This window comes from Microbacterium phoenicis (assembly GCF_047302325.1).
Classification (GTDB): domain Bacteria; phylum Actinomycetota; class Actinomycetes; order Actinomycetales; family Microbacteriaceae; genus Microbacterium.
Genome location: NZ_CP154849.1, coordinates 447,353 through 460,198, shown reverse-complemented (window position 1 = coordinate 460,198; position 12,846 = coordinate 447,353). Strand labels below are relative to the sequence as shown.

12 protein-coding genes are annotated in these 12,846 nt (G+C 70.4%); 4 read left to right on the top strand and 8 right to left on the bottom strand.

All coding sequences use genetic code 11. The features are described 5' to 3' along the window. Position 1: 1 nt before the first annotated feature. The 4 genes from ABCU91_RS02235 to ABCU91_RS02220 form a co-directional block, all read right to left on the bottom strand. Entirely contained in the window at positions 2-985 is a 984-nt protein-coding gene (locus tag ABCU91_RS02235; RefSeq protein ID WP_091357714.1) for an ABC transporter permease, read from the bottom strand. Between the two features lie 3 nt (positions 986-988). Continuing rightward, complete coding sequence (locus tag ABCU91_RS02230) at positions 989-2,695, bottom strand: ABC transporter substrate-binding protein (protein ID WP_413354624.1); 1,707 nt, start codon at positions 2,693-2,695, stop codon at positions 989-991. Between the two features lie 45 nt (positions 2,696-2,740). Next, positions 2,741-3,775, bottom strand: coding sequence for a LacI family DNA-binding transcriptional regulator (locus tag ABCU91_RS02225; protein ID WP_413354623.1), 1,035 nt, complete (start codon positions 3,773-3,775; stop codon positions 2,741-2,743). A 93-nt stretch (positions 3,776-3,868) separates the two neighbouring features. Further along, positions 3,869-4,300, bottom strand: a complete 432-nt coding sequence (locus tag ABCU91_RS02220) for a GIY-YIG nuclease family protein (protein ID WP_413354622.1) — start codon at positions 4,298-4,300, stop codon at positions 3,869-3,871. A gap of 450 nt (positions 4,301-4,750) precedes the next feature. On the opposite strand from ABCU91_RS02220, the gene ABCU91_RS02215 reads away from it, so the two are divergent. The 3 genes from ABCU91_RS02215 (at position 4,751) to ABCU91_RS02205 (ending at position 8,259) form a co-directional block, all read left to right on the top strand. Then, positions 4,751-5,329, top strand: a complete 579-nt coding sequence (locus ABCU91_RS02215) for an NAD(P)H-dependent oxidoreductase (RefSeq protein WP_413354621.1) — start codon at positions 4,751-4,753, stop codon at positions 5,327-5,329. Between the two features lie 132 nt (positions 5,330-5,461). Beyond that, on the top strand, positions 5,462-7,075 hold the full coding sequence (locus ABCU91_RS02210) for an alpha-amylase family glycosyl hydrolase (protein ID WP_413354620.1): 1,614 nt from the start codon (positions 5,462-5,464) through the stop codon (positions 7,073-7,075). Next, positions 7,072-8,259, top strand: a complete 1,188-nt coding sequence (locus ABCU91_RS02205; RefSeq protein WP_413354619.1) for a glycoside hydrolase family 1 protein — start codon at positions 7,072-7,074, stop codon at positions 8,257-8,259. The genes ABCU91_RS02210 and ABCU91_RS02205 overlap by 4 nt, the downstream gene beginning before the upstream one ends. A 150-nt stretch (positions 8,260-8,409) precedes the next feature. On the opposite strand, the gene ABCU91_RS02200 is transcribed toward ABCU91_RS02205, so the two are convergent. Further along, a complete protein-coding gene (locus ABCU91_RS02200) occupies positions 8,410-9,132 on the bottom strand; it encodes a PepSY domain-containing protein (protein ID WP_413354618.1) in 723 nt (240 codons plus the stop codon). A gap of 85 nt (positions 9,133-9,217) precedes the next feature. Between ABCU91_RS02200 and ABCU91_RS02195 the strand changes: the two genes are divergently transcribed. Beyond that, the gene (locus ABCU91_RS02195; protein ID WP_413354617.1) at positions 9,218-9,730 is read left to right on the top strand and encodes an ASCH domain-containing protein; all 513 of its coding nucleotides are present in this window, start codon (positions 9,218-9,220) and stop codon (positions 9,728-9,730) included. Positions 9,731-9,746: 16 nt separating this feature from the next. Here ABCU91_RS02195 and ABCU91_RS02190 read toward each other — a convergent pair whose 3' ends face one another. From ABCU91_RS02190 to ABCU91_RS02180, 3 genes are read right to left on the bottom strand one after another with little or no spacing between them, the layout of a single operon-like run. Further along, complete coding sequence (locus tag ABCU91_RS02190) at positions 9,747-11,075, bottom strand: sensor histidine kinase (protein ID WP_413354616.1); 1,329 nt, start codon at positions 11,073-11,075, stop codon at positions 9,747-9,749. After that, on the bottom strand, positions 11,068-11,745 hold the full coding sequence (locus tag ABCU91_RS02185) for a response regulator transcription factor (RefSeq protein ID WP_307463559.1): 678 nt from the start codon (positions 11,743-11,745) through the stop codon (positions 11,068-11,070). Before ABCU91_RS02185 ends, ABCU91_RS02190 begins: the two co-directional genes overlap by 8 nt. 48 nt (positions 11,746-11,793) lie before the next feature. Beyond that, complete coding sequence (locus ABCU91_RS02180; protein ID WP_413354615.1) at positions 11,794-12,813, bottom strand: LacI family DNA-binding transcriptional regulator; 1,020 nt, start codon at positions 12,811-12,813, stop codon at positions 11,794-11,796. Between the last annotated feature and the right edge of the window lie 33 nt (positions 12,814-12,846).

Genomic DNA, 12,846 nt, shown 5'->3' with positions numbered 1-12,846 from the left:
TTCAGACCGACGCCTTGCGGGCGCGGGGGTCGATGAGCGGATAGATGAGGTCGACGATGAAGTTCGCCGTGAGGACGATCACGATCGTCGCGAGCAGGATCGCCTGCATGAGCGGGAAGTCGCGGTTGCTCGTGGCCTCGCCCATCAGCCGGCCCATGCCGGGGTAGTCGAAGACGGTCTCGATGAGGATCGATCCGCCCATGAGGACACCGAGCGAGAGCGCGAACCCGGTGATCACCGGCAGCAGCGCGTTCCGGGCGGCGTAGCCGAGGGCGAGCGTGCGCTCCTTGAGCCCGGCGGCCGACGCGAGGCGGATGTAGTCCTCGCCGAGCACCTGCACCATCGTGTTGCGCATCGACAGGATGAACCCGATCGGTGCGGTGATCATGAGGGTCAACGCCGGCAGGAAGCCGTGCGCGATGACGTCGGCGATGTGCTCGGGGGTGCCCGGGTCCGTGTAGCCGTACCCTCCGGTCGCGGGGAACCAGCCCAGCGTGTAGGCGAACAGGAACACGACGATGAGGGCGATCCATACGGACTGCAGGTTGCCGACGAACGTCGATCCGACCGAGATGGTCGCGTCGAAGCGGCTGTTGCGCCGCCAGGCGGCGATGGCGCCGAAGAGCGTTCCGATCACGAACGCCAGGATCTGCGTGAGACCCACCAGCACGAGCGTCCAGGGGAGCGCCTTACCGAGTACCTCGATGACCGGCGCAGGGAAGTAGGTGAACGAGATGCCGAGGTCCCCGGCTGCCAGCTGCTGCAGGTACTGCCAGTAGGCGATGAACACGTTGTCGTCGCCGTAGCCGAGCATGGTCCGGATGGCGGCGACCTGAGCGGGGTCGACTTCGCCGCGACCGGTGAGCTGGGTCACCATGATCTCGGCCGGGTCGCCGGGCTGCAGCCGCGGGATGATGAAGTTCAGCGTGATCGCCGCCCACAGCGTGAGCAGGAAGTAGCCCGTCTTGCGTGCGTAGTACACCACGGCTCAGTCCTCCCCGGTGCCGGCGGACGCGTCCGCACCATCGGTGGGGCGGAGCTCCGACGCGAGGCGGATCAGCTGGTCGACCGGGTACGGATCCTCCTCGCTCGGCCATCCGACAGCGTTCTCGGTCCGGTAGATCAGCCGACTCGGCGCGTACTGCAGCGCGATGTAGGGGAACTCCGTCATGAACACGTCGATGACGCGCTCCTCGATCTCCTTCGCGCGGGCGGGGTCCGTGACGTTCGCCCACTCGTCGATGAGCGCATCGATCTCGGGGTTGGAGTAGCGGGCACGGTTGAGGAGCAGCTCCTTGTCGTGCGAGATCTGCGACGACTGCAGGCGGGCGCCGAGGTCCCTCGACCGCTGGCATCCGCCGCCGACGAAGTCGACGACCATGTCGAAGTCACCGGAGCGCTGCATCCCGTCGACCGCGTTCGGGTCGGTGGTGACCATCTTCACCTGGACGCCGACGTCCTTCGCGTTGCGGACCACGACATCGGCCATCGCGATGATGTCCATCCAGCCGGCCTGGACGCTGAAGACGAACGACAGCGGCTTGCCCTCGTCGTCGACCCGCCACCCGTCGGCGTTCTTCTCGTAGCCGGCGGCGTCGAGGAGCTCATTGGCCTTGCCGGGGTCGTAGGGGATCGTCTCCTTGCCGCGCCACTTCTCGGGGATGTTCTGCTCCTGGTAGGGGAGGAGGAGCATCGACTGGCTGGCGGGCTCCATGATCCCGTACGTCGCGCGCTCCGTGATCGCCTCGCGGTCGATCGCGTAGGCGAACGCCTCACGGAACTTCGGGTCGTTCAGCACGGGCCGCTCGTTGTTGATCGCGAGCACGGTGGTCGCGTCCGGCGGGTAGAAGAAGTGCGCGTTCTCGGGGTCGGGGGCGACCACCGAACGGTTCGGGTTGGGGATGTCGCCGCGATAAAGGTCGAGCGCACCGCCGCGGAGCTTCAACGCACCGGAGTTGGCGTCGTACTGCCCCTCCATCGAGATCCGCTGGATCTTCACCTCGTCGGCGTTCCAGTAGTTCGGGTTGCGCTCGAGGATGAGGCGTCGCCCGTTGTAGTCCTTCGGAACGAAGGGGCCGGTCGCGACGCCCGCGGTGTCGACGAAGAGCGTCGGGTCGCCCTGCTCGGCGTAGATGTGCTCGGGCAGGATCTTCATCGTCGAGAGGATGCCGTCGGTCTTGGGTACCGCCGCTCCGGTGAACTGGATCTCGACCGTGTGGTCGTCGAGTGCCCGCACGTTCTCGGCGGGAGCGCCGAAGTACTCGCCCCAGATTCCCGCGCGGTCCGCCGCGGGGAACTCCTTGCCGACCATGAAGGTGTAGACGACGTCGTCGGCGGTGAACGGCTCGCCGTCGCTCCACTGCACGCCCTCGCGGAGCGTCAGGACCATGCGATCGGGTGTCGGCCACTCGTACGAGGTGGCGAGCCACGGGATCGCCTCGCAGGTGAACCGGTCGCGGATCATCAGCGGCTCGAACAGCCACGTCTGCACGGTGGCGTTCGGTGACAGCCAGTTGTAGTTCAGGATGCCCTGCACTGAGCCGGCGGCCTCGGACGGCATCCGGATCTCGGCGATCATGCCCTCTTCGGCGGCCGGTGCCGGCGTCAGGCCGATGTTCGCGCAGGCGGACGTCGCCAGCAGCGCGGACACCAGGGCGGCGCTCGCCGCCATCCTCGTTCTCGTGCGCGTTCTCATCGGAACCTCCTCGTTCCTCGGGGTGGGGCGCGCGGCGCCCGGGTCTCAGTCCGTCGTGGTCTCGACATCCGCCGACGCGGTGCAGCCGCAGGATTCGCGGATAACGAGTCGCGTCGGCAGCACCGTCCGCGGCTCGAGGTCGTCGCCGAGCGCGCCGGCGGCGGCGTGCGCGCCCAGGTCGGCGACCGGCTGGTGGACGGTGGTCAGTCTGGGCGAGGCGATCTCGGCGAGGGATTGGTCGTCGAACCCGGTGATCGCCACGTCCTGAGGGATGCGGTGGCTGAGTCCCGGCAGTGTCGCGAGCAGGCCGATGGCGAGCTCGTCGTTGGCGCAGACGAGCGCATCTGGCAACCCGCTCTCGTGCACCTGGCGTGCCGCCAGGGCGCCGCTGCGGACGTCGAGGCCGTACCGCAGCGGTGCGCCGGCTTCGTCGAGACCAGCGTCGCGGAGGGCGTCGCGGAATCCTTCGTAGCGGAGGGTCGTGTCGGGGGAGCCGTCCGGTTCGCCGACGAACCACAGCCGGCGGTGTCCATGGGTCTCGATCAGGTGGCGGGTCAGCTCGGCCGCGGCGCTGCGGCCGTCGGTCAGGACCGCGGGCGCCTTGGCGCTCTCGCCGGCGACGACCACGACGCGTCCGGCCGCGGCGAGTCGGCTGATCTCGGCATCCGGGATCGTTCCGCCCGCGACGATGAGTCCGTCGGTGCGCTCGGCGAGTTGACGGACGGATGCCACGGCGTCAGGACGCAGGTGCGTCCCGAGCACGTTGATCGCGACACCGCGCTCGACGGCGACCGATTCTGCGCCCTCGATGAGCGCGGCGAAGTACGGGCCCCCGAGACCCGGCAGGACGATCCCCAGCGTGTTCGTGCGCTGGTACGACAGCGCGCGGCCGAGGGAGGAGGGCGTGTAACCGAGGCGGTCGATCGCCTCGCGCACGCGTTTTTTCGTCTCGCCGGTGACGCGGGGATCGTCGTGCGTGACGCGCGAGACCGTCGCGACCGAGACGCCCACCTCGCGGGCGATGTCGCGGATCGTCGGTCGCGATCCTGTGCGCGGCCGGGGGGTGCGTGCGTCGGTCATGTCCCTCCGTCACCTCCTCGTGAGCCCGGGATCCGGCGATGTAACCGGATACATCGGGAGACTGTAGCGGTGGTAACCGGTTACATCAACCCCTCAGGACGACAGGCGTCGGTACGCGTCGCCGAGCCAGCGGTCGTATGCAGCCCATGGTTCGCCGATCCGCTCGCGCACCTCGTCGACGTGGGCGAGGAGGGGGCCGGTGAGGGTGAACCATTCGCCGCCTTCCCGCAGCTCGCCGAACTCGATGTGCCGAGCGTGCTCGACGTGGCGGTCGCCCGGCTCGAAGGCCAGCAGCTCGTCGTGCATGATCGCGGCGAGTCGGCGTCGAGGCGTCGCAGAGGTTCCGATCTTCACCCGGTCTCGGTACCGCAGGTAGTAGACGACGTCGATGCGAGGACGCGGGAGGTCGGCGTCCGGAGCATCGCCCAGCCGCCACCCGCACCGGGCGCACACCCACGCGTCCTCGAGACGTTTCCCGCATCCGCCGCCGCACACGCGGCACGGCGAGGGGAGCGATGTGGGCACGACGTCATCCTGATCGACGGTTCCGACATCCGTGCCCGTCCGGCGGGAGGGACCCCGGCGCGAGCCGCGGGGGGAAGGCGGGTCGACGACCGGGGCTCCCGGATGCGTCACCGTGGTGCATTGGCGAACGCGATCCCGCGCGGACACCCGGGGCTGGGATGCCGGTGACGATACGCGAAAGCGGGTCGGAACAGAAGGCATTCGATGATCCGGCTGGAGCGGGGTCTCCCCCAGACCCCAGCCGGATCGTCTCGCTGTAGCGTGGCCCGCACGCGGGAACGCCTGGAGCCCCCAGAAACCAGTCCGGGTGCGGGCTAACCAGCTCCCCAACTGTTGGTCTACAGCGATCCGAATGTACCGCCGCCTAGGTCGCCATTTGTCCCCCTTTCGGGGGACAAGCCCGATGTGCTAAAAACTTCTTCCCGCTCATCGCTGGGGAAGGATGGAGGGGTGTCCACGCTGATCGTCGTCGCCCACCCCGACCCCACCTCCCTCACCCACGATGTCGCGGCACGGCTCGCCGCTGCCCTCCCCGCGGGCCAGGTCGAGATCGCGGATCTCGCTGCCGAGGGGTTTGATCCCCGGTTCACCCTCGCCGACCGGCACTCCTTCCTCGTGGGGGGCGATTACCCCGAGGATGTCGCGGCCGAGATCGCGCGTGTGGAGCGCGCCGACCATCTCGTCCTCGTCTTCCCGGTCTTCTGGTGGTCGATGCCGGCCGTCCTGAAGGGGTGGATCGACCGTGTGTTCGTCAATGGCTGGGCGTTCGGAGTCGGCGAGGGCGAGGGGATCAGACCGGGGCTCGGCCGCCTCTCCGCGCACATGATCCCGATCGCGGGATCGGATGCGGCACTGTACGAGCGGCGCGGGTACGACGCGTCCATCGCGACGCAGATCGGCACGGGGATCTTCGACTACTGCGGCATCCGTCGCGGTCTGACGGAGTTCCTCTACGACGCCGACAGCGGCGCTGCGGTTGCCGACGTCGACGGTGCGGTCGAGCGGATCGCGGCCGCTGTCCGCGGCTGACCGACCCGCGGCATCCGCTCAGCGGAGCGCGTCGACCACCTTCGGGCATGGCTGGATGTAACCGGATACATCGGGTACTCTCCCCGGGGTAACCGGTTACATGACCTGCAACGTCGCAGAGAGGAACGAGCCATGGCGTCATCGACGCTCGCCGACCGACTCGATCGCATCGTGCTGTACCAGGCGTATCCGCAGAGCTTCGCCGATGCCGACGGTGACGGGATCGGCGACCTCGACGGTCTCGCGGCTCGCCTCGATCACCTGTCCTGGCTGGGGGTGGACGCCGTGTGGGTGAACCCCTGCTTCGTGTCGCCCATGCGGGACGCGGGCTACGACGTCGCCGATTTCGACCACGTCGATCCGCGCTACGGCGGCGACGCCGCGCTCGACCGGCTGATCGCCGCGGCCGATCGCCACGGGATCGCCGTCATCCTCGATCTCGTCGCAGGTCACACGTCGGATGAGCACCCCTGGTTCCATGCCGCCATCGCCGACCCGACCGATCATCGGTACGTCTTCTCCGACCGCGAGGCCGACGGCTTCGAGCCTGTCCCCGGGCACCGCGGCGGTTTCTACAAGCCGAACTTCTTCGCCTTCCAGCCCGCGCTGAACTTCGGCTACGGCAGGACCCACCCGGACGAGCCGTGGCGTCAGCCCGTCGATGCCGAGGGGCCGCGTCGCAACCGCGAGGCCCTCGTCGACATCATCCGCCGCTGGTACGACCGCGGCGTGCAGGGGTTCCGCGTCGACATGGCGGCGTCGCTCGTCAAGGACGACCCCGGACACATCGAGACCGCGAAGCTGTGGAACGAGGTCCGGGCGCGTCTCGACGAGAGCCACCCGGGCCGCATCCTGCTCTCGGAATGGGGCGATCCCGCACGAGCGATCCCGGCGGGCTTCCACAGCGACTTTTTCCTGCAGTTCGGCGGAGACACCGACGGCCGGCCGCTGAAATCCCTGTTCAACGACAACGCCGGCACCGTCCACGACGCGTGGAATCAGACGGAGGTGTGGGCGGGAGCGGACGCGACCGGGGATGCCGCGGACTTCGTCGCCGCGTGGCGCGAGGCCGCCGGCGCGATCGACCGCGACGGCCGGGGCGGCGTCGTCGGGCTCCCGACGGCGAACCACGACTTCACCCGCATGGTGAGCGGCCCCCGCGATGCCGAACAGGCTCGCGCGGCGCTCCTTCTCGTGCTCACGTGGCCGGCGATGCCCTCGATCTACTACGGCGACGAGATCGGCATGCGATACGTGCCCGGGCTCGCGTCGCACGAGGGATCGTCGCTCGGCCCGCGCTACGAGCGCGCCGGGTCGCGGACGCCGATGCAATGGGGCGACATGGGCGACGGCATCCACCCGTCGCGGTACCTCCCCGAGGACCCCGACCCCGGCCGTCCGACGGTCGCGGCGCAGCGGGACGACCCCGGCTCGCTCCTGACGTTCGTCCGCGCCGCGATCGCGCTGCGGCGGGAGGAACCGCGGCTCTCCGCCCGTGCGCCCGTCGAGGTCCGGACGACGGGCTACCCCTTCACCTACGTGCGCGGCGGCTCCCTGCTCGTCGCCCTGAACCCCTCGCGCACGCCGCGGACGGTCCCGGATGCCGCCGGCCGCCTCATCCACGGATACGCCGCGCACGTCAGCGGCGACACCCTCCACCTCGACGCGTTCGGTTGCGCCGTCGTCGAGCTCGACCACACCACGGCCGCGGCACCCGCGGCATCCGACGAAAGGACCCCCGCATGACGACGCACTCCGGACCGACGACCGACGCGCCCGAGGGATTCCTCTGGGGTGCCGCGACGGCCGCGCACCAGATCGAGGGCGGCAACGTCAACACCGCGCACTGGGAGTTCGAGTACGCCGCCGACACCACCGTCGAGCAGCCCTCGGGCGACGCGTGCGACTCGTACCACCGCTACCCCGAGGACATCCGGCTGCTCGCCGAGGCGGGCCTCGGCACCTACCGCTTCTCGATCGAGTGGGCGCGCATCGAGCCCGAGAAGGGCGTGATCTCGCGAGCGCAGCTCGACCACTACCGCCGCATGATCGACACCTGTCGGGATGCCGGCATCACCCCGTTCGTGACGCTGCACCATTTCACGGTGCCGCGCTGGCAGGGCCGTGACGGCGGCTGGTACGCCGACGACGTCGTCGACCGGTTCCGCCGCTACACCGAGACCGCGACCAGCATCCTCGACGACGTCGAGCACGTGGTGACGATCAACGAACCCAACATGATGGTCAATCAGACCGAGGCGAAGATCGACACCGAGCAGGGCGTCAACTTCCCAGGGCCCTCGCCCCACGTCGCGCAGGTGATCGCAGCGGCCCACCACGCGTCGCGGGAGGTGCTGTCGGGCCTCGGCCACGTGAAGAGCGGGTGGTCGGTCGCGAACCAGGTGTACCAGGCGGTGCCCGGGTACGAGACGGAGCGCGACGAGTGGGGCTACTGGCGCGAGGACTACTACCTCGAGCAGGCGCGCGACGACGACTTCATCGGCGTGCAGTCCTACCTGCGCACGATCATCGGCCCCGACGGTCCGGTGCCCTTCCCCGACGACGTCGAGCGCACGCTCACGGGCTGGGAGTACTACCCCGAGGCCCTTGGGCACGCGCTGCGCCACACCCACGAGGTCACCGGCGGCATCCCCATGATCGTCACCGAGAACGGGATGGCGACGGCCGACGACAGCCGACGCATCGACTACACGACCGGCGCCCTCCAGGGCGTGTCGGCGGCGCTCCGCGACGGCCTCGACGTGCGCGGCTACCTGCATTGGTCACTGCTCGACAACTACGAATGGGGCTCGTACCGGCCGACGTTCGGGCTCATCCACGTCGACCACGAGACCTTCGCGCGGACGCCCAAGCCGAGCCTCGCCTGGCTCGGCGATCTCGCGCAGCGCGGGGTGATCCCGGCCGCGTGACGCGCCGGCGTGCCGCTTCGCGAGGAGATGTCGCGTGAAGAGGAGGGATGCCGCGGCATCCCTCCTCGGGAATCGTCATCTCCTCGCGAACTGACACATGAACGGGGCGCGGATCCCGCAGGACCCGCGCCCGTTCTCATGCCGTCCGCGTCAGTCGTCGATCTCGCTCGCGATGACCGAGCCGGAGGCGTCGAGGGTGATGTCGATCACCTGTCGGTCGCCGGTGAGCACCGACACGTCGAACGGCGAGCGGTTGTCGTCGTCGGCGTCGATCTCGAGGATGCGGCCCGGCTGCTCGGCGAGGGCGGCATCCACCATGGCCGCGAGCGTGGCTGCATCGAGCACGTTCTTCGGAGCCCGGTCGTCCGCCTCAGCGGCCTCGGTCTCGTGAACCGCGGCGCTTCCGTCGGCGGAGATGCGAACCTCGGTCTCGGCGCCGTCGCCCGCCGTCAGCGTGACGTCCCACGTGCCGTCGCGGTTGGCATCGATCGCGGTCGGTTCGCCGGTCGCGACGCCCTTGGCGGCATCGATCAGCGCAGACAGCTCGGCCGCGTCCGCCGCGCCGAGATCGGCCGCGGGGGCGACCTGCGCGTCGTCGTCCGTGCGCTCGGTCGTGGCCGCGATGTCGTCCGACGCGGTCTGCGTACGCTGACTCGACGAGAGGCTGTCGAAGCCGTCGTCATCGCGGTCATCGGCAACGGCGGCACCGATCGCGACGCCACCGCCCACGAGAAGCAGGGCGCCGAGGGTGGCACCGCCGGCGATCATCGCGGTGCGGCCGCGACGCTTCGAGGGTGCGGCGGCAGGGGCCTCGGTCTGGGCCTCGGCGATGGGGGCGGTGGGCTGGTCGGGGGTGGTGGTGTTTTCGCTCATGAGGACAGCCTGCCGAGCGGGCACTGAAGCAGACCTGAAGCGACCTGAAGCCGTCTTCAGGATGCCGGGGTGAGAGGATCGTGTGATGTCCGAGAGCCTCTCCTCCGCAGCCTTCCCCCTCGACCGCGACGCCGCCGACCGGATGTGGGATGACTACCGCGCGGTCCACCCCGCCGCCGCCACGGCCGGCGCGGAGTACACCGTCGAGCACTTCGGTGACAGCCCGCGGCTCGCGGATCAGCTACTCGACGCCGTGCTGAACGGTCCGAAGCGCGCGACCTCCGAGCTGGTGGCGGAGTTCTCCGAGCACGGCGACGCCCTGCCGCGGATCGGTTCGCACTGGATCGCGTGCGACGGAACCGGAGCGCCGCGGATCATCATCCGGAGCACCGAACTGCGCGTCGGTCCGTTCGCGAGCGTCGACGCGGGGTTCGCGTTCGACGAGGGTGAGGACGATCGGTCGCTCGAGAGCTGGCAGCGCGAGCACCGCCGCTACTTCACGCGGGTCGCGGCCGCCCGCGGTGCGGAGTGGTCGGAGGACGACGAGATCGTGTTCGAGCGTTTCGCCGTGGTCTGGCCGCCAGAGCACGCCGACTGAGACCAGCCCGGCGCCCTCAGGCCGCGACCGGCAGGCGGACCGTGAATCGTGCGCCGCCCAGCGGCGAATCGCCGACCGAGACGGTGCCGCCCGACGCCCGCACCACGCCCGCGACGATCGCGAGCCCCAGGCCGCTGCCCCCGGCATCCCTCGCCCGTCCTTCGTCGAGACGAACGAAGCGTTCGAACACCCGCTCGCGCTCCGAGGCCGGGATGCCGCTGCCGTCGTCGTCGACCGTCAGCACCGCGTCAGCGCCGTCGCGGGCGACTCCCACGGCGATCCGGGATGCCGCGTGCCGGGCCGCGTTGTCGGCCAGGTTCCGGGCGATGCGGCCGAGCAGGCGTTCGTCACCCGTGACCTGCACCGCCGTGATCGCGGAGCCGTCGACCGTGACTCCGGCGGCGCGCAGACGCGCCACCTCGGCGAGGGCGAGGTCATCGAGGTCGACGGTCCCTCGGCGGTGCGGCGCCTGCTCGTCGAGCCGCGTGAGGACCAGCAGGCCCTCCACGAGGTCCTGCATCCGCGCGCCCTCCTCGGTCACCACCTCGGCGAGGTCGTCGAGGGTCGTCGCCTCGGGGTGGGCACGGGCGAGCTCGGCATGCTGGCGCATGGTCGCGAGCGGGGAGCGCAGCTCGTGCGAGGCATCCGACACGAACCGCCGCTGCGCCGTCGCGGACGCGTCGAGTCGGTCGAGCATGCGGTTCATGGTGACGGCCAGCGCCGCGATCTCGTCGCCCGAGGACGGTTCGGGGACGCGGCGATCGAGTCGATCGGCGGTGATGTCGTCGACCTCGCGACGGATGCGGCCGACCGGACGCAGGGCGCGCCCGACGACCCACCAGGTGACGGCCGCGACGACGAGGACGACGAGAAGAGTGGATGCGGCCAGCAGCCACCCCGCCGTGGCGAGCGTCGCCTCGTCGCCGTCGACGGGGACGGCGAGGACGACGCGGGCATCATCGTCCGCCTCCTCGACCACGATGAGGACGGGGTCGCCGTCGTAGGTCACGACCTCGCCGTCGCGATCCGCGGGCAGGGTGCCGTCCTCCGCGTCCTCGGATGCCGCGACCACACGACCCGACTCGTCGACCACCTGCACGATGTCGTCGTCGAGGTCGGCTATGCCGGCCGTGCCCGACTCTTCGATGCGGGTCGCGAGCTCGGTGGCGCGCGTCTCGGCCGCGCGCGTGGACGCGTCCCGTACCTCCGAGCTCAGCACGGCGCTGAAGCCGATCGACGCCAGCACCATGACGATCGCGACGATGATCGTCGCGGCGGCGGTGATGCGCGCCCGCAGCGTGCGGAGCACCGGCATCCGTCCCTTCGTGGAGCCCCGCTCAGCCACCGTCGGCCGCCAGTCGGTAGCCGGCACCGCGCACCGTCTCGATCGCGTTCCGGTCGAACGGGCGGTCCACCTTGCGGCGCAGGTGCCCGACGTACACCTCGACGATGTTCGGGTCGCCGTCGAAGTCGTCGTCCCAGACGCCGGCGATGAGGTCGCGCTTGGAGACGACCTGCCCCTTGTGGCGGATGAGGTGCAGGAGCACGGCGAACTCGCGCGAGGTCAGGTCGATCGCGGTGGTGCCGCGGCGGACGCGCCGCGCGGCCGGGTCGACGTGCAGGTCGCCGGCCTCGAGGGCGACGGGGCGCTCGACGCCGCCGCGGCGGATGAGTGCCCGCAGCCGCGCGACCAGCACGGGGTACGAGAAGGGCTTCGTGACGTAGTCGTCGGCGCCCGCGTCGAGCGCGTCGACTTGATCCCACTCGCCGTCCTTGGCGGTGAGCATCAGGACCGGGGTCCAGTTCTCCTCGGCCCGCAGCGCTTCGCAGACCTTCCATCCGCTCATGCCCGGCATCATGAGGTCGAGCACGATCGCGTCGTACCGCGTTTCGCGGGCGCGCCACAGGCCGTCGATGCCGTTGTGCGCGACGTCGACGGCGAACCCCTCGGCCTCGAGCCCGCGCCGCACGCCGTCGGCCAGGCGCACCTCGTCGTCGACCACCAGAACACGCATGCGCCCAGTGTGGCGTGCGAACGCTGAAGCAGGGCTGAAGCGGGCCGATCAGCCGCGTCCGGGAGGGCCTGCCGAGCCGCGCCAGACGACACGGCTGACGGGGCGAGAGTCGACCTCCGCGTGCTCGCCGCGGATGGTCGCGATCAGCCCGGTCATCGCGTTCCGGCCGATCCGCTCGAGGTCGACCTCCACCGACGTGAGCGGGGGGACGAGGAAGGGGGCGAGGGCGGTGTCGTCCCAGCCGGTGACGCTGATGTCTTCGGGGATACGCCATCCGCGGCGGCTGGCGGCGCTGATGACGCCGGCCGCCACCAGGTCGTTGGCGGCGATGACGGCGAGCGGCGGCGCGTCGTCGGGAAGAGCCTCGACGGCCGCGACCCCGGACTCACCGGACCAATCGCCGTCGTGGACGCCGACGGAGTCCAGTCCCAGACGCTCGATCGTCTCGAGGTAGGCCTCTCGCCGCGACCGGGCGGACGCGAAGTTCTGCGCGCCGGCAACGTGCAGGAATCGGCGGTGACCGAGCTCGGCGAGCCGTTCGATGATCGTGACGATGGCCGAGCCGTCGGCGAGTTCGCCGATGCCGCGCATCTGGTCGTCGAGCTCGGCGGCGACGGTGACGGCGGTGCCGGGAGGAAGTCTCCCGACCACGTCGGCGTCGACGGGCGCGAACGACAGCACACCCTCGACCTGCCCCCACTCGACCAGGTCCAGCAGTCGGTCGGCCCGCGACGCGGCCCCGCCGTCGTAGCTCATGACGTCGACCGAGAAGCCCGCGTCGTGCGCGACCTCCGTCGCGCCCGACAGCATGCGGGCCGGATTGAACGCGACGGTGGGCAGGAGGACGGCGAGGCGCCCGGTCCGCCGCGTCCGCATCGACCGGGCGACGAGGTTGGGGCGGTACCCGAGCTCGTCGATCGCGGCGCTGACGCGCTCGCGGGTGGCGGGCTTCAGTCCCTCGCCGTGGAACCGCAGGAACCGAGACACCGTCTGATGCGACACCCCGGCGACCCGCGCGACCTCGAGGATCGTGGGGCGCTTCGTGCCGCTCGCGGCGTCGTCGGTCATGGGTCGATGTTGACAGAGAAGATGAACGTTCAC